Source organism: Massilia sp. BHUDP2 (assembly GCF_046236355.1).
Taxonomy (GTDB): domain Bacteria; phylum Pseudomonadota; class Gammaproteobacteria; order Burkholderiales; family Burkholderiaceae_D; genus Telluria; species Telluria varians.
Genome location: NZ_JBJUVW010000006.1, coordinates 1 through 14656, shown reverse-complemented (window position 1 = coordinate 14656; position 14656 = coordinate 1). Strand labels below are relative to the sequence as shown.

The 14656-nt window shown below is 69.0% G+C and carries 14 protein-coding genes and 1 riboswitch; of the genes, 13 read left to right on the top strand and 1 reads right to left on the bottom strand.

The window, feature by feature from the left end; all coding sequences use genetic code 11:
- Window positions 1–130: 130 nt before the first annotated feature.
- The 13 genes from cobT to ACK6C6_RS24365 all read left to right on the top strand — a co-directional run bounded on the left by cobT (window position 131) and on the right by ACK6C6_RS24365 (window position 13181).
- A complete protein-coding gene (gene cobT, locus ACK6C6_RS24425) occupies window positions 131–1165 on the top strand; it encodes a nicotinate-nucleotide--dimethylbenzimidazole phosphoribosyltransferase (RefSeq protein WP_409269774.1) in 1035 nt (344 codons plus the stop codon).
- Between the two features lie 5 nt (window positions 1166–1170).
- A complete protein-coding gene (locus ACK6C6_RS24420; RefSeq protein ID WP_409269772.1) occupies window positions 1171–1950 on the top strand; it encodes an adenosylcobinamide-GDP ribazoletransferase in 780 nt (259 codons plus the stop codon).
- Between the two features lie 2 nt (window positions 1951–1952).
- Window positions 1953–2486, top strand: coding sequence for a histidine phosphatase family protein (locus ACK6C6_RS24415; RefSeq protein ID WP_409269770.1), 534 nt, complete (start codon window positions 1953–1955; stop codon window positions 2484–2486).
- Window positions 2487–2505: 19 nt separating this feature from the next.
- Window positions 2506–2739: riboswitch (cobalamin riboswitch) on the top strand.
- A gap of 67 nt (window positions 2740–2806) precedes the next feature.
- Window positions 2807–4639 carry a TonB-dependent receptor domain-containing protein gene (locus tag ACK6C6_RS24410; protein ID WP_409269769.1) on the top strand — a complete coding sequence of 611 codons (1833 nt, stop codon included), beginning with the start codon at window positions 2807–2809 and terminating at the stop codon, window positions 4637–4639.
- 26 nt (window positions 4640–4665) lie between these two features.
- Window positions 4666–5685: a FecCD family ABC transporter permease gene (locus ACK6C6_RS24405; protein ID WP_409269768.1), complete on the top strand. Its 1020-nt coding sequence runs from the start codon at window positions 4666–4668 to the stop codon at window positions 5683–5685.
- Window position 5686: 1 nt separating this feature from the next.
- Entirely contained in the window at window positions 5687–6460 is a 774-nt protein-coding gene (locus tag ACK6C6_RS24400) for an ABC transporter ATP-binding protein (protein WP_409269767.1), read from the top strand.
- Window positions 6457–7083, top strand: coding sequence for a cob(I)yrinic acid a,c-diamide adenosyltransferase (gene cobO / locus ACK6C6_RS24395; RefSeq protein ID WP_027867996.1), 627 nt, complete (start codon window positions 6457–6459; stop codon window positions 7081–7083). Before ACK6C6_RS24400 ends, cobO begins: the two co-directional genes overlap by 4 nt.
- The gene (locus tag ACK6C6_RS24390; protein WP_409269766.1) at window positions 7083–8384 is read left to right on the top strand and encodes a cobyrinate a,c-diamide synthase; all 1302 of its coding nucleotides are present in this window, start codon (window positions 7083–7085) and stop codon (window positions 8382–8384) included. Before cobO ends, ACK6C6_RS24390 begins: the two co-directional genes overlap by 1 nt.
- On the top strand, window positions 8381–8941 hold the full coding sequence (gene cobU, locus ACK6C6_RS24385; protein ID WP_409269765.1) for a bifunctional adenosylcobinamide kinase/adenosylcobinamide-phosphate guanylyltransferase: 561 nt from the start codon (window positions 8381–8383) through the stop codon (window positions 8939–8941). Before ACK6C6_RS24390 ends, cobU begins: the two co-directional genes overlap by 4 nt.
- A complete protein-coding gene (cbiB, locus tag ACK6C6_RS24380) occupies window positions 8935–9879 on the top strand; it encodes an adenosylcobinamide-phosphate synthase CbiB (RefSeq protein ID WP_409269763.1) in 945 nt (314 codons plus the stop codon). The genes cobU and cbiB overlap by 7 nt, the downstream gene beginning before the upstream one ends.
- Entirely contained in the window at window positions 9872–10852 is a 981-nt protein-coding gene (cobD, locus tag ACK6C6_RS24375; RefSeq protein WP_409269762.1) for a threonine-phosphate decarboxylase CobD, read from the top strand. The genes cbiB and cobD overlap by 8 nt, the downstream gene beginning before the upstream one ends.
- On the top strand, window positions 10849–11718 hold the full coding sequence (locus ACK6C6_RS24370; RefSeq protein WP_409269760.1) for a cobalamin-binding protein: 870 nt from the start codon (window positions 10849–10851) through the stop codon (window positions 11716–11718). Before cobD ends, ACK6C6_RS24370 begins: the two co-directional genes overlap by 4 nt.
- The gene (locus ACK6C6_RS24365; protein ID WP_409269759.1) at window positions 11715–13181 is read left to right on the top strand and encodes a cobyric acid synthase; all 1467 of its coding nucleotides are present in this window, start codon (window positions 11715–11717) and stop codon (window positions 13179–13181) included. The genes ACK6C6_RS24370 and ACK6C6_RS24365 overlap by 4 nt, the downstream gene beginning before the upstream one ends.
- A 2-nt stretch (window positions 13182–13183) precedes the next feature.
- Here ACK6C6_RS24365 and ACK6C6_RS24360 read toward each other — a convergent pair whose 3' ends face one another.
- Window positions 13184–14491 (bottom strand): metallophosphoesterase, encoded by a 1308-nt coding sequence (locus ACK6C6_RS24360; protein ID WP_409269758.1) that lies wholly within the window; start codon window positions 14489–14491, stop codon window positions 13184–13186.
- Window positions 14492–14656: the final 165 nt, after the last annotated feature.

Sequence of the window (14656 nt, the reverse complement as noted above, 5' to 3'; positions counted from 1 at the left end):
CTCTTTCGCTGTCGCTGCCTTGAAAGCTGCGATGTGCGTCGAAGAAACGAGACTATAGCAAAGCGCGGCGGGACTGACAACGCCTGCGACTATGTTATCGTCGCGTTTTTTCCACCTTATCTCCCCGGCAATGCACCTTCCCCATATTACGCCGACTGCCGATGCCGTCCTGTCGCAGGCACTGCTCGATGCCATCAATAACAAAACCAAACCGCTCGGCAGCCTGGGACGCCTCGAAACGCTGGCCGCCCAGCTCGGCCTGATCCAGGGCACGACGCGCATCCGGATCACGGATCCCGCCATCCTGGTATGTGCGGGCGACCATGGTGTCGTGGCGGAAGGCGTATCGGCCTATCCGCAGGACGTGACCTGGCAGATGGTCGAGAACTTCCTGGCCGACGGCGCCGCCATCAATGTATTCGCGCGCCAGAATGGCTGTGCGCTGCATGTGGTCGATGCGGGCGTGAACCACGACTTCGGCGTGCGTCCCGGCCTGCTCGACCGCAAAATCGCCAAGGGCACGCGCAACTTCGCCGCCGAGCCGGCGATGTCGCGCCGGCAGCTCGAGGACGCGCTGGAGCATGGCATGGCATTGGCGCGCGACCTGCCCGGCACCGTGGTCGGCTTCGGCGAGATGGGCATCGGTAATACGACCGCCGCCGCGGCCATCATGCACAAGCTGACCGGGCTGCCACTGGAGCAATGCGTGGGCGCCGGCACGGGCCTGTCGTCGGACGGCATCCGGCGCAAGCAGCAAGTCATCGCCGCTGCCATACAAAAGCATGGCGGGGCAGACGACCCGCTCGCCGTGCTGGCCACCTTCGGCGGCTTCGAGATCGCCATGATGACGGGCGCGATGCTCAAGGCCGCCGAGCTGCGCAAGGTCCTGCTGATCGACGGTTTCATCGTCACCAGTGCCTTGCTGGTGGCCGCTCGCCTGCAGCCGGCGATCCTCGACTACTGCGTGTTTGCCCACGCATCGAGCGAAAACGGCCACCGCCTGATGCTCGACGCCCTCGGCGCCCAGCCCCTGCTGCAGCTCGGCCTGCGCCTGGGCGAAGGCACCGGCAGCGCACTCGCCCTGCCCCTGCTGCATGCGGCCGCCAACTTCCTGAACGAGATGGCGACCTTCGCCTCCGCCCAGGTCAGCACCGGCGCAAAGTAAAGACCATGCAGCAGCTGCGCCTGTTCTTCATCGCGGTCCAGTTCTTCACGCGCCTGCCGATCCCGCGCTGGGTCGGCTTCGAGCAGGAGTGGCTGCACCATGCGTCGCGCTACTTCCCGCTGGTCGGCATCGTGGTCGGTACGATCGCCGCCGGCGTGTACGCCGCCGCCGCACTGGTGTTTCCCGCTCCGGTCGCGGCAGTGCTCTCGACCGCAGCGACCATCTATGCCACCGGCGCCTTCCACGAGGACGGCTTTGCCGATACCTGCGATGGCCTCGGCGGCGGGATGACGCGCGAACGCGTGCTCGAGATCATGAAGGACTCGCGGGTCGGCGCCTACGGCGCCATCGGCGTGGTGTGCATGCTCGGCGCGAAGTGCAGCACCCTGGCAATGCTGCCGCCAGCCAGCGCCATCGGCGCCCTGCTGCTCGCCCATCCGCTGTCGCGCCTCGCGGCCACCTCCCTCATCTGGCGCATGGAGTATGCGCGCGCCGAAGGCAAGACCAAGCCGCTGGCCGAACGCATGACGACAAGCGAATTCACGATCGCATCCGCCACGGTCGCCATCGCCGCCGCCATCCTGCTGGCGAGCGGCGCGCTCGACCTGCGCGCCCTGCTTGCCGCGCTCGTCGCGGGTGTTGCTGTGACCTGGTGGCTGGCCCGCAAGTTCGCGCGCCGCATCGGCGGGTATACCGGCGACTGCCTCGGCGCCGTGCAGCAGCTGGCCGAAGTCCTCATCTATCTTGCCGTGCTGGCCACACTCGGCCACGGCGCCCTCGCATAAGGATGCGGCTGATCCTGGTGCGCCATCCCCAGCCGGAGGTCGCGCCCGGCCTCTGCTACGGCAGCGCCGACGTTTCGACATCTATCGAAGCGATCATGCAGGTCGCCACCACGCTGCGCGCGGCCGGCTTGCCCGGGCGACTCCCCGTCTACGCCAGCCCGCTCGCACGTTGCGCGACCCTCGCCGCGGCGCTCGAGGTCCCGGTCACGCTCGATGCCCGCCTGGGCGAGATGGATTTCGGCGCCTGGGAGATGCGCGCGTGGGACACCATCCCGCGCGCCGAGGTCGACGCCTGGGCCGCCGACCTGCTGCACTACCGCCCCGGCGGCGGCGAGAACGTGCTCGAGGTGGCCCGCCGCGTCGCCGCATTCCGCCAGCAGCTGCGGCATCCTGCGGCGCTCGTCATCTGCCACGCCGGCACGATCCGCCTGTTGTCCGCCCTGCACCCAGGGGGCAGCATCGAACAGGCCGCGTTACGCGCCGCCGCCAGCGCCCACCGCATCGGCTACGGTGAAGTCGTCGTGCTGAAAGACTGACAACGCCGCGCGACCCTGCGTATAATGGCGGCGTTTTGGTGCTCGCGGTCGTGTCCACGACCGCAGTTAAACGGGAAACACGAAGCCCTTCAACAAGGCCAACGTGTGCTGCCCCCGCAACGGTAAGCAAGTGCCGCGCTCGATGTTCGGGCCACGCGGCAAACCGTCTTCCATGACCACTGTGCGAACGCATGGGAAGGTCGGACGGCCACACTTGCCAGCCCGGATACCGGCCAAAAGGTGGAAGCGTGCCATTGGCGCGCTTCTGATCAATCTGGCCTACGGGGACGTCGGCTGGTTGTCTTTTGATTGAGCTATTCATGAACTTTCCTGTAACACGGCTTGCGGCCGCGCTGTCGCTCGCATTCGCCCTTGCTGCGCCCGCAGTCGCCCAAACCCTTGATTCGGTCCTCGTCACCGCCAACCGCATGCCGCAGCGCGCGGTCGACGTGATCGCCGACACCACGGTGATCCACGCCGACGAGATCGCCCGTTCCGGCGCAGGCTCGGTGGCCGACGTGCTGCAGCGCCAGCGCGGCATCGAGATCACCCGCAACGGCAGCGCCGGCGCCTCGACCAGCGTATTCCTGCGCGGCGCCAACAGCAACGGGGGCGTGGTCCTGCTGGACGGCGTACGCATCGGGTCGTCCACCAGCGGCGTCGCCGCCTGGAATGCGGTGCCGCTCGGCGCCATCGAACGCATCGAAATCGTCTACGGCCCGCTCAGCACCCTGTACGGCGCGGACGCCATCGGCGGCGTGATCCAGATCTTCACCCGCAAGGGCGAGGGCGGCCCGGTCGTCAGCGGCTCGGTCGGCGCCGGCAGCAATGCGACGCGCCAGATCGACGCCAGCGTGCACGGCGCGGCCAATGGCCTGCGCTACGCCATCGGCGCCGGCCATGAAGAGTCGGACGGCTTCTCGGCCACGCGCCCGGGCGCCTTCGGCTTCAACCCGGACAAAGACGGCTACCGCCGCCGCAACGCCAACGGCCAGCTTTCCTACGCGCTGGCCCCGAAATTCGAAGTCGGCGCCCAATTCCTGCACAGCGACCTGCGCGCGCAGTACGACAGCGGCAGCGCCGCCTACGACGTCCACAACGAGCAGGACCTGAACACGGCGGCGGTCTATGCCACCGGCCAGTTCAGCACCGCCTGGCGCAGCACCCTGCAGTACGCGCGCTCGGACGACAAACTGGGCAGCTTCACCAGCAGCGCCCCATCCGGCGCCAGCCAGATCGACACCCGGCAGGACGAGCTGACCTGGCAGAACAGCATCGCGCTCGGCCCCGACACCCTGCAGCTGCTCTACAGCCACCGCAAGGAGGAAGTGGAATCGAGCTCCACCGCGGCCCTCTCGCGCTCGCGCAGCACCAACGCGTATGCGGCCGTTTATTCGGCCAAGCGTGGCGCCCACCTGTTCGATGTCAGCGCCCGCCATGACCGTTCGTCGGTGTATGGCAGCAAGAACACCGGCGCCGCCGGCTATGGCTACGACTTCGGCTCTGGCCTGCGCGCCACCGCCAGCGTCGGCACCAGCTTCCGCGCGCCGACCTTCAACGAGCTGTACTACCCGAACTACGGCCTGCCGACCAACCGTCCGGAACAGGGCCGCAACCGCGAAGCCGGCTTGCGCTACGACGCCGGCGACGTGCAGTTCGACGCCACCTGGTTCCGCAACCGCCTGACCGACATGATTGTCTCCGCCACGCCCTGCCCGGGCCGGGCCGGCAGCTGCGCCTACAACGTCAACCGGGCCCAGCTCGAAGGCGTCACGGTGGCGGCGCGGACGCGCGTCAGCGGCATCAACCTGCGCGGCAGCCTGGACTGGCAGGATCCGAAGGACCTCACCACCGGCAAGCAGCTGGCGCGCCGCTCGAAAAAGCATGCCAGCTTCAGCGCCGACAGCAGCTGGGGCGTGCTCAAGGCCGGCGCCGAGCTGCAGCTCTCCGGCGAGCGCTTCGACGATGCCGCCAACCGCAATCGCCTGGGTGGTTACGGCCTGCTCAACCTGTACACTACCTGGCAAGTGGCGCCGGACGTATCGCTGCTGGTCCGCCTCGACAACGTCGCCGACAAGCAGTACGAGCTGGCGCGCTACTACGGCACCAGCGGCCGCACCTGGTTCGCCGGCCTGCGCTACGGCATCCGCTGACCAGGACGCCACCAAGAAGGAGAACCATGCATCACCCCGCTCAAGCCCAGCGTCAACGCGCCATGCTCGTCATCGGCGCCCTGCTGCTGTGCGCCATCGCCAGCCTGCTGTTCTCCGGCATGACGGGCTCGATCGCCGTGCCGCTGGCCGAGATGCCGGACGCCCTGCGCCAGCTGATGCAAGGCGAAAGCTCGCTGGCCGCCTCGCTGCTCGAGCTGCGTGCCGGCCGTGCGCTGACGGCCTTCGTGACCGGCGGCGCGCTGGCCCTGGCCGGGGTGATGATGCAGGCCCTGCTGCGCAACCCGCTGGCCGACCCCTATGTGCTCGGCATTTCGGCGGGCGCCTCGGTGGGCGCCCTGCTGGCCCTGCTCCTGATGGCCGGCGCCATCGTGGTCGACATGGCGGCGCTGGCCGGCGCGGTGGGGGTGTCGATGCTGCTCTACCTGCTGGCCCGGCGCGACCTGCGTAGCGGCCTGGCGCTGGAAGCGGGCACCTCGATGCTGCTGCTCACCGGCGTGATCCTCTCCTCGGCCTGCATGGCCCTGGTGACCCTGATGCTGTCGATCGCCCCGGAAGGCCGGCTGCGCAGCATGATCTTCTGGATGATCGGCGACCTGGCCGGTGCGCCGCTGCGCCTGGCGCCGTGGGTGGTGCTCGGCGCCGCCCTGCTGTACGCCCTGCGCAGCGCACGCGCCATGAACGTGGTCGCGCTGCATGCGGAGGCCGCGGCCACGCTCGGCATCCGCGTCGGCAGCCTGCGCAAGGGCCTGTTCTTCGTTTCCGGCGTATTGACCGCCAGCGCCGTCACCAGCGCCGGCTCGGTCGGCTTCGTCGGCCTGATCGTCCCGCACGCCTGCCGCTTCGCCTTCGGTCCCGACCACCGGGTCTTGATTCCGGCGGCGGTGCTGGCCGGCGGCAGCTTCCTGGTGCTGTGCGACACGCTGGCGCGCACCGTCATCGCGCCGCAGCAGCTGCCGGTCGGCGCGATCACCGCGATCATCGGCGCGCCGGTGTTCCTCTACCAACTGCACCGTTTGCGGAGGTGAGATGATCCGGACCGAACACCTCGACCTCAAGGCCGGCAGCCGCCTGCTGGTGCGGCAGCTCGACTGGGCCGCCCGCCCCGGCGAATGCTGGAGCATCATCGGCCGCAATGGCGCCGGCAAGAGCACCCTGCTGCGCACCCTGGCCGGCCTGCACCATCCGGATGCCGGCGCGGTATTCGTCGGCGGCCGCGCGCTCGAGGCCTGGGCGCCGGAAGAACTGGCGCGCGAACGCGCCTTCCTGGCGCAGTCGCGCCACGATGCGTTTTCGTACAGCGTGATCGAAACCGTGCTGTCGGCGCGCCACCCCTACCACGCCGAGCGCTACTGGGAAGGCAGCGACGACCACCAGGCCGCCATGAACGCCCTGGAGGCGATGGAAGTGGCGGACCTGGCCGCCCGCGACGTGCGCACCCTGTCCGGCGGCGAGCGCCAGCGGGTCGCCATCGCCGCGCTGCTGGCGCAGGACACCCAACTCCTGCTGCTCGACGAGCCGGCCAACGCGCTCGACCTGGCGCACCAGGTCAGCAGCATGGCCCTGCTGGCCGGCCTGTGCCGCGAGCAGGGCAAGACCGTGGTCATGATCGGCCACGACCTGAACCTCGCCTACCGCATTTCCACCCACGCGCTGCTGTTGATGGGCGACGGCCGCTGGCAGGCCGGCCCGGTCGACGACACCATGCGGCCGGCGCTGCTGGGCGACTACCTCGGCCACCCGATCGAGATGATCGAACACGGGGGCCGCCGCATATTTCTCCCCCATGAGGCTAGCGTATGAACGAGATGACCCAAGAAGAGACTGCTGCATTGAACGAGCGCCACCGCCAGCGCATGGAACGCAAGAAGGCCGTCATCGACGCCAAAATCGCCGCGGCGGACAAGGAAATCGGCATCGTCATCGTCAATACCGGCAACGGCAAGGGCAAGAGCTCGAGCGCCTTCGGCATGGTGACGCGCGCGCTCGGCCACGGCATGAAGGTCGGCGTGGTCCAGTTCATCAAGGGCGCCATGTCGACCGGCGAGGAAAAATTCCTGCGCCGCTTCCCGGACGAAGTCAGCTTCCACGCGATGGGCGAAGGCTATACCTGGGAAACCCAGGACCGCGAGCGCGACATCGCCAAGGCCGGCGAAGCCTGGGAGCAGGCCAGGCGCTTCCTGCAGGACCCGGCCTACGGCATGGTGGTGCTGGACGAACTGAACATCGCGCTCAAGTACAAGTACCTGGACGTGCACACGGTCATTGCCGACCTGCTCGACCGTCCCGTCATGCAGCACGTGGTGGTGACCGGCCGCGCGGCGCCGCCGGAGCTGGTGGCGGTGGCCGACACGGTCACCGAGATGAACGTGGTCAAGCACGCCTTCAAGGCGGGCATCGCGGCCCAGGCCGGGACGGAGTGGTGATGGACCGGGATGCGGGCGCCCGCGCCGTGCTGGTCGCGGCCATGTCGTCGGGCCAGGGCAAGACCAGCGTCACCGCCGCGCTGGCGCGCAAGCTGCTGCGCCAGGGCCTGCGCGTGCGGGTGTTCAAATGCGGACCGGACTTCATCGACCCGATGCTGCTCGAGCGCGCATCGGGCGCGCCGGTCCATACGCTCGACTTGTGGATGGTCGGCGTCGAGGAATGCCGGCGCCGCCTGCACGACGCGGCGCGCGAAGCCGATGCGATCCTGATCGAGGGCGTCATGGGTCTGTACGACGGTTCGCCCTCGGCGGCCGACCTGGCGCGCGAATTCGACGTGCCGGTGCTGGCGGTGATCGATGCCTCGGCCATGGCCCAGACCGCGGGCGCGGTAGCGCGCGGCCTGCGCGACTACGGTCCGGTGCAACTGGCCGGCGTGGTGGCCAACCGCATCGCCAGCGAGGGCCATGCGAACATGGTGGCCTCGTCGCTGCGCGACATTCCGCTGCTGGGCTGGCTGGCGCGCCAGGACACGCCGCTGCCGGAACGCCACCTGGGCCTGGTCCTGCCCGGCGAAGTCGAGGGGCTGGACGCCCTGCTCGACAAACTGGCGGACGGCCTACGCTTCAACGAGGATGCCTGGAACGCCCTGCCTCTCATGGCGCAGTCCGCGCCCGAGTGGCAGGAGGTCGAGCGCCTGCTGGACGGACGGGTCGTCGCCATCGCCCGCGACCCGGCCTTCTGCTTTCTCTACCCCGCCAACCTGGACCTGCTGGAAAAGATGGGCGCCCGCCTGCGCTACTTCTCGCCCCTTAGGGATGAAGCGGTGCCCGGCGACGCCGACGCCGTCTTCCTGCCGGGCGGCTACCCGGAGCTGCACTGCGCGGAGCTGGCGCAGGCCGCCAACTGGCAATCGTCGATCCGCGCGACCCATGCACGTGGCGTGCCGATCCTGGCCGAATGCGGCGGCATGATGGTGCTCGCCGACGGCCTCACCGACCAGGCAGGGCAGCGCTGGCCCATGGTGGGGCTGCTGCCGGGCGAAGTGCACATGCAGCCGCGCCTGGCCGGCCTCGGCGCACATGCCATGCCGACCGACCAGGGACCGGTGCGCGGCCACAGCTTCCATTATTCGCGCCTGGAGACCGCGGCGCCGGCGCAGGCGCATACCGTCAAGACCGGCAACGGCGCACAGGGCGAAGCCGTGTATCGCATCGGTTCGCTCACCGCCTCCTACTTCCACGCCTACTTCCCGTCCAATCCGCCCGCGGTGGCCGCGCTGCTCGGCGGGGGCAAGCCATGAGCACTAGCCTGGTGCTGGGCGGCGCACGCTCCGGCAAGAGCGCCTATGCCGAGCGCCTGGCCCATGCATCCGGCAAGGAAGTCGTCTACGTGGCCACCTCGCGCGCCGGCGACGCCGAAATGGCGGCGCGCATTGCCCACCACCGCGCCCGCCGTCCTGCCCATTGGCGTACGGTCGAAGAAGAGCTGGGACTGGCGGCCGTACTGAGGGAGCATTGCAGGCCGGGACGCCTGGTGCTGGTCGACTGCCTGACGCTGTGGCTGAGCAACCTGATGTTCTGCGACGGCCGCGCGTGGCCGGAGGTGGGCGAGGTGGCGCTGCCGGAACGCTTTCACCAGGAGCGCGCGGCGCTGCTGGACTTGCTCGATGCCGGCGCCGGAGGCGACATCGTGTTCGTCTCGAACGAGGTCGGCATGGGCATCGTGCCCTGGGGCGCGGTGTCGCGCTGCTTTGCCGATGAAGCGGGCTGGCTGAACCAGGCGGTGGCCGCGCACGCCGACCGCGCGGTGTTGGTGGCGGCCGGACTGCCGCTGGTGCTGAAGGGCGCCGCATGCTGAGCGGGCTGTCGCTGCCGCAGCTGGCCGGCCTGCTGGCGGCGGGCGTCCTGCTCGACCTGCTGCTGGGCGAGCCGCGGCGCTGGCACCCGCTGGTCGGCTTCGGCCGGCTCGCACAAGCCATCGAGCGCCGCCTGAACCGCGGCGCCCTCCCCTTCCTGCGTGGGCTGCTGGCCTGGCTGCTGGCCGTGCTGCCCTTGAGCCTGCTGGCCTGGCTGGCGGCGGCGCATGCCGGGCTGTGGCTGCACGCCCTTCTCCTGTACGCCTGCATCGGGCTGCGCAGCCTGCGCGACCATACGATGCCGATCGTCGACGCGCTGCGTGCCGGCGACCTGGACACCGCGCGCGCCCGCACGTCCTGGATCGTCAGCCGCGATACCCATCAGGCGGACGAAGCCGACCTGGCAAAAGCCGGCGCCGAGTCGCTGCTCGAGAACGGCAACGATGCGGTGTTCGGCACCCTGTTCTGGTTCCTGGTGGCGGGCGGCGCCGGCGCCGTCCTGTTCCGGCTGGCGAACACGCTCGATGCGATGTGGGGCTACCGGAACGCGCGCTTCATTCTCTTCGGCCGTGCGGCCGCGCGCATCGACGACGCGCTGAACTATCTGCCGGCGCGGCTGACCGCACTGTCCTACGTCGTGCTGGCGGGCGCCGGGCGCGCCCGCGCCTGGCAATGCTGGCGCACCCAGGCGCCCGCCTGGAGCAGCCCGAACGCCGGGCCGGTGATGGCAAGCGGCGCCGGCGCGCTCGGCGTCTCGCTCGGCGGCGCCGCCGTCTACGATGGACTGCTGGAGCAGCGGCCGCCGCTCGGCGCCGGTCCCAAGGCCACCGCAAGCGACATCGTGCGCGCATGGCGCCTGGTGCTGCACACGACCCTGCTCTGGCTCGGCCTGGCCTGCGCGGCGGCGCTGTTTATCCTGGTATGGGGGCGGCATGCTTGAACACGGCGGCAAGCTGCGCGAGGCCGCGCGCCTGTACGGGCGTGACGACTGGATCGACCTGTCGACCGGTATCAATCCGCACGGCTATCCCGCGCCCGCCCTGCCTGCCGATGCCTGGCACCGCCTGCCCGAGCCGGATCCGGCGCTGGTCGCCGCGGCCTGCGCTTATTACGGCGCGCCTGCCCTGTTGCCGGTCGCCGGTACCCAGGCCGCGATCCAGGCGCTTCCCCGGCTGCGCGCACGCTCGCGGGTCACGGTATCCAGCCCCTCGTATGCCGAGCACGCGCATGCCTGGCGACAGCAGGGGCACGTGTTGCGCCTTGCCTCCTATGCGGAGCTGGACTGCGCGATCGACGGTAGCGAAGTCGTAGTGGTCGTCAATCCCAACAACCCTACCGGCGAGACCATCAGGCCCGAGCGCTTGCTGGACTGGGCCGCGCGCTTGGGAAAGCGCGGCGGCTGGCTGGTGGTCGACGAGGCCTTCGGCGACACCGATCCGGCGCTGAGCGTCGCCGCCCATGCGGGCCAGCCCGGACTGATCGTCCTGCGCTCGGTCGGCAAGTTCTTTGGCCTGGCCGGGCTGCGGCTGGGATTCGTGGGCGCCGACGCCGCCACGCTGCGCGCGCTCGACGACCTGCTGGGGCCATGGGCCGTGAGCGGTCCAGCACAGGCGGTGGCCGGGCAGGCGCTGCGCGACCTCGACTGGCAGCGGCGGACTTTCGCACAGCTGCAAGCGTCCGGCCGGCGCATGCGCAGCCTCTTGGCGACGCATGGCATCAGGGCGGAAGGCACGCCGCTGTTCCACTGGTGGGCACAGGCGCAACCGGAGGCCTTCCACACGCATATGGCGGAGCGTGGCATCTGGTGCCGCCTGTTCCGCGAGGCCGGGCGCGGCATCCGGATCGGCTTGCCGGCGGACGAAGCGGGATGGCGGCGCCTCGACAAGGCACTTCAAGAATGGGGCATTGGATGAGACAGATGATGGTCCTGGCGGCGGCGCTGCTTGCGCCGGCAGCGGGCGCGGTGACGGTGCATGACGACGCGGGCAATGCGGTCACGCTCGACAAGCCGGCGATGCGGGTGATCTCGATGGCGCCGCACGTGACGGAAACCCTGTTCGCCGCGGGCGGAGGCAGCCGCATCGTGGGCGCGGTCAACTACAGCGACTATCCCGAAGCCGCCAAGAGCATCCCGCGCATCGGCTCGAACCGCGAGATCGACATGGAACGCGTCATCAGCATGAAGCCGGACCTGATCGTGGCCTGGATGCACAACAATTCGGAGCGGCAGATCGAGATGGTGCGCAAGCTGGGCGTGCCGGTCTTCCTGAGCGACCCGCAGAAGCTGGAAGGCATTCCGGACAACGTCGCGCGCCTCGGCCAGCTGATGGGCACCCAGGCGGTGGCCGATCCGGCCGCGGCGGAGCTGCGCCGGCAGCTCGCCAGCCTGCGCAGCCGCTATGCCGGCCGCCCGACCGTGCGGACTTTTTATCAAGTGTGGGACAAGCCGCTGTACACGCTCAGCGGCCGGCACATCATCACCGACGCGCTGCGCCTGTGCGGCGGAGAGAACATCTTCGACAAGCTGACCGTGACCGCGCCGATCGTGTCGATCGAGAGCGTGCTGCAGGCCGATCCGGAAGCGGTGTTCGGCACCGCCGAGAAGAACTACGGCGGCGTCAACCTCTGGAAGCCGTATGCGAGCTTGACGGCGACCCGCAAGGACAACCTGTTCACGGTCGACGGCAACCTGCTCAACCGCGCCGGTCCGCGCATGATCGCCGGGACCGCCGTCCTGTGCGAGAAGCTCGAGCTGGCCCGCCAGCACCGCAGCCGATGAGCGCCCTGCCCTTCCGTACCCTGATGGTGCAGGGAACGACCTCGGATGCCGGCAAGAGCACCGTGGTCGCCGCCCTGTGCCGGCTCCTGCTGCGCCGCGGCCTGCGGGTGGCGCCGTTCAAGCCGCAGAACATGGCGCTCAACAGCGCGGTCACGAGCGACGGCGGCGAGATCGGCCGCGCCCAGGCCTTGCAGGCGATCGCGGCCGGCGTCGAGCCGCATACCGACATGAACCCGGTCCTGCTCAAGCCCTCCAGCGACACCGGCGCCCAGGTGATCATCCATGGCCGCGTGCGTGCCGAAATGAACGCGCGCGACTACCACCAGTACAAGACCGTGGCCATGGCGGCGGTGCTGGAATCGCATGCGCGCCTGCTGTCGCAGTACGAAGCGGTGGTGGTCGAAGGCGCGGGCAGCCCGGCCGAGATCAACCTGCGCGACCGCGACATCGCCAACATGGGATTCGCGGAGGCAGTCGACTGCCCGGTCATCCTGGTGGCGGACATCGACCGCGGCGGCGTGTTCGCCCACATCGTCGGCACGCTGTCCTGCCTGTCGGCGTCGGAGCGCAGGCGGATCGTCGGCTTCGTCATCAACCGCTTCCGCGGCGACATCAAGCTGCTCGAGCCGGGCCTGGAGTGGCTGGAGGAACAGACCGGCAAACCGGTGCTGGGCGTCCTGCCCTACCTGCACGGCATGTACCTCGATGCGGAAGACGCGGTGCAGCCGGCGCAGTCCGGCAAGGGAAGCTTTCGCATCGTGGTCCCGAGCCTGCCGCGCATGAGCAACCATACCGACTTCGATGCGTTGCGTGCGCATCCGGACGTGGACCTGCGCTTCGTGCGCGCCGGCGAGGCGATTTCGCCGGCGGACCTCATCATCCTCCCGGGCAGCAAGAACACGCGCGGCGACCTGGCCTGGCTGCGGGCGCAGGGCTGGCCTGCCCATCTGGCGCGGCACCTGCGCTATGGCGGCAAGGTCATCGGGATCTGCGGCGGTTTCCAGATGCTCGGCCGTTCGGTCGCCGATCCGCACGGAGTGGAAGCGGAGCCGGGCGTGTCGGAAGGGCTGGAATTGCTCGAGGTCGACACCGAACTGGCGCGGGACAAGCGGCTGGCTCAGGTCAGTGGGCAGGCAAGCATGGGCGGAGGAGCTCCGTTCGGCCTGCGGGGGTACGAGATCCACATGGGCGTCTCCACGGGCGCCGCCTTGGCGCGGCCGGCCTTCGTGATCGACGGCCGCAGCGAAGGAGCGTGTTCCGGAGACGGCCAGGTGCTGGGCACTTACCTGCACGGGGTGTTCGATCATCCCGAAGCCGGTGCCGCGCTGCTGGCCTGGGCCGGGCTGCACTCCAGCCAGGTGGTCGATACCGCGCTCCTGCGCGAACAGAGCATCGACCGCATCGCCGACGCGACGGTGCCTGTCCTCGACAGGCTGCTGGCGGTGCTGCCGCCGGGCGCCTAGCCTCAGTAAGGCTGCGGGATCTGCGACAGCGCGTAGTGCGACATCACCATGTGCTTGAGCATGGCGAGGTCGCTTGCCGTGAACAGGCTGAAGGGACGGGTCAGGCGCTGCCCGCCCTGTTCCTCCAGCTGCCGTGCGGCGCCGGTCGGCACCACGATGGGGTCGCCATTGCTGATCAGGAGCGCTTCGGACCGCGCCGTGTTGCTGTTGACGTCGATGGCCCATACCCTGCCTTCGTGCAGCGCCGTCACACGCTCGACCAGGGTATGGCCGACGACGATCGACGTCGCACCGAAGTGGGCAAGCACGTCACCGACCTGGGCTGTTGTCGCACGGGCAAAGCGGTCCTCGCCGTCTTCCAGGTAACCGCGGTACTGGGTCAGCCCTGCCGGTCCGATCACGGCGTCGAGCTCCGCCTTGCTCGGCATGTCCCCGAGCCAGTAACGCCGCATCGCGCTATTCAACTTGTTGACGGTGAAGCCGGCATCGGCCACCAGCGGATTCACGCCGCCATGGGTGATCACGGTGCGCCCGCTCTTGATGATGACGGGCTGCAGGCGCAGCCAATGGCCGATCAGCGTGTCTGGTCCGAAGGCCTCGACCTGGCCGCCCATGCGCGTCAAGGCATACAGGTGGTCCCGGTTGGCGCGTGAGGTATTCCCGCGCAGCAGATACTGTTCATGGTTCCCGAGCACGAGGTGGACGGCGCCGCCGGCATCCTTCGCCTGCAGGCTGAGCGCGTAGAGACGCCACAGGACGGCAAACACGTCGCGGCCGCGGTCGACGGCATCGCCGGCGATCACCAGGTGCTTGTCGCCATAGCTCCAGTTGCCCTGCGCATCGGTGACGGCCAGGGAGGTGAGCGCAGCGTCGAGGAAGTGAAGATTGCCCTCGATGTCGCTGAGGATGAGCGTGTCGGATGGGGTATCGAACACGGCGTCCGCCACGGTCGGCGTGCGCGCAATCGGGAATACGCTGCGTTTTCCCGCGCAGTCGATGGCGAGATCCGTACCGGCACCCGCCAGTTGCTGCACCTGGTCTTCGCAGAACCAGGTGGCCGTCCAGCTGCCGTCCGCCTTCCTGCGCACGACCGGGCCGTCGAGGAAGCCCGGGATGTGGACCTTGTCGCCGGTTCCCGCAAAGGTGTTGAAGCCTGCAATGCCGATTCCGATCGGCACCAGAAGACGCCGATGGGCGCCGTGCTCGGTCAACTCGACGCTCGCATTGGACAGGGCGAGCCCCAAGGCGGCCAGGAGCAGCACGGCGGCGGCGCCGATACCGCGGAAAAGATAGCTGCGCGTCTTCTTCATTGTTATTCCGAGTAATCAAGAGAACAAGAAGTGTAGCGTAGCAATAGGTGTCGATAACGACGTCTTTATGCCAATGAGCGGCAAATGCGTCATTACATGCGGGAAGGATAGGAAGGAGGCAGAAAAGCAAAAAGCCCGCTCAGACTTAACTGAGCGGGCTCTGCA

What these genes read in the sequence shown, in the direction of transcription:
- cobT (WP_409269774.1), top strand. Translation starts at nt 131, where the DNA reads ATGCACCTTCCCCATATTACGCCGACTGCCGATGCCGTCCTGTCGCAG.
- ACK6C6_RS24420 (WP_409269772.1), top strand. Translation starts at nt 1,171, where the DNA reads ATGCAGCAGCTGCGCCTGTTCTTCATCGCGGTCCAGTTCTTCACGCGC.
- ACK6C6_RS24415 (WP_409269770.1), top strand. Translation starts at nt 1,953, where the DNA reads ATGCGGCTGATCCTGGTGCGCCATCCCCAGCCGGAGGTCGCGCCCGGC.
- ACK6C6_RS24410 (WP_409269769.1), top strand. Translation starts at nt 2,807, where the DNA reads ATGAACTTTCCTGTAACACGGCTTGCGGCCGCGCTGTCGCTCGCATTC.
- ACK6C6_RS24405 (WP_409269768.1), top strand. Translation starts at nt 4,666, where the DNA reads ATGCATCACCCCGCTCAAGCCCAGCGTCAACGCGCCATGCTCGTCATC.
- ACK6C6_RS24400 (WP_409269767.1), top strand. Translation starts at nt 5,687, where the DNA reads ATGATCCGGACCGAACACCTCGACCTCAAGGCCGGCAGCCGCCTGCTG.
- cobO (WP_027867996.1), top strand. Translation starts at nt 6,457, where the DNA reads ATGAACGAGATGACCCAAGAAGAGACTGCTGCATTGAACGAGCGCCAC.
- ACK6C6_RS24390 (WP_409269766.1), top strand. Translation starts at nt 7,083, where the DNA reads ATGGACCGGGATGCGGGCGCCCGCGCCGTGCTGGTCGCGGCCATGTCG.
- cobU (WP_409269765.1), top strand. Translation starts at nt 8,381, where the DNA reads ATGAGCACTAGCCTGGTGCTGGGCGGCGCACGCTCCGGCAAGAGCGCC.
- cbiB (WP_409269763.1), top strand. Translation starts at nt 8,935, where the DNA reads ATGCTGAGCGGGCTGTCGCTGCCGCAGCTGGCCGGCCTGCTGGCGGCG.
- cobD (WP_409269762.1), top strand. Translation starts at nt 9,872, where the DNA reads ATGCTTGAACACGGCGGCAAGCTGCGCGAGGCCGCGCGCCTGTACGGG.
- ACK6C6_RS24370 (WP_409269760.1), top strand. Translation starts at nt 10,849, where the DNA reads ATGAGACAGATGATGGTCCTGGCGGCGGCGCTGCTTGCGCCGGCAGCG.
- ACK6C6_RS24365 (WP_409269759.1), top strand. Translation starts at nt 11,715, where the DNA reads ATGAGCGCCCTGCCCTTCCGTACCCTGATGGTGCAGGGAACGACCTCG.
- ACK6C6_RS24360 (WP_409269758.1), bottom strand. Translation starts at nt 14,491, where the DNA reads ATGAAGAAGACGCGCAGCTATCTTTTCCGCGGTATCGGCGCCGCCGCC.